The sequence below is a fragment of the Paraburkholderia podalyriae genome (genome assembly GCF_014397785.1).
In the GTDB taxonomy this organism is placed as follows: domain Bacteria; phylum Pseudomonadota; class Gammaproteobacteria; order Burkholderiales; family Burkholderiaceae; genus Paraburkholderia; species Paraburkholderia podalyriae.
Genome location: NZ_VZQQ01000277.1, coordinates 1 through 651, shown reverse-complemented (window position 1 = coordinate 651; position 651 = coordinate 1). Strand labels below are relative to the sequence as shown.

Annotated in this window: 1 protein-coding gene; it reads right to left on the bottom strand. The window is 58.1% G+C overall.

Annotated elements, in window-relative coordinates; translation table 11 throughout:
• Positions 1 to 58: 58 nt before the first annotated feature.
• A partial coding sequence (locus F6X42_RS43015; protein ID WP_187639784.1) for an IS6 family transposase occupies positions 59 to 651 on the bottom strand: 593 nt, incomplete at its 5' end.

The following is a 651-nucleotide window of genomic DNA, read 5'->3' as shown; positions in this document are numbered from 1 at the left end:
CGGCTCTGGTGCAAATAGGCGGTCTGGACGAGATTTTTGTTATAGAAAGGATACCTCATCAAGCAGACAGGACGGCCTCCCAAACTGCGGGCGCAGCGGTATCTTTGAGGCCGAGCTTCGCGAGGCTGAATTGGCCCTTGCGAATACGATGGACCAATTCAATACCTGAGAGAGTAATCGCTGCGTTCCTGAAACGTTTGAAGCCGAGCATGACTTTCGTCCGGGACTTGATGTTGCGGTGGTCCTGCTCGACCAGATTATTGAGATATTTCGAGCAGCGGACCTTCGTGTCCTCAGGCAGCAAGCCATCGGCCTTCATCTCGCGCACGGCGCGGTGCGAGGCTGCATAACCATCAAGCGTGATGGTCTTCGGTGGCTGGCCTTGATGTTCGATTGCCTTCCTGAAAAAGGCTTTTGCCGCCTTCACGTCGCGCCTGGCGCTGAGCATGAAGTCTACTGTCTGGCCCACCCGATCCACCGCTCGATAAAGATAGACCCACTTGCCGCGCAGCTTGAGGTAAGTCTCGTCGACACGCCACGACTGCCCGGTGGGCCTGCCAAAGCGGTTCCACCGTTTCACGAACTCCGGCGCAAAGCGCCGCACCCAGCGCAGGATCGTCGTGTGCGCCAGCGACAGACCCCGTTCCGCCA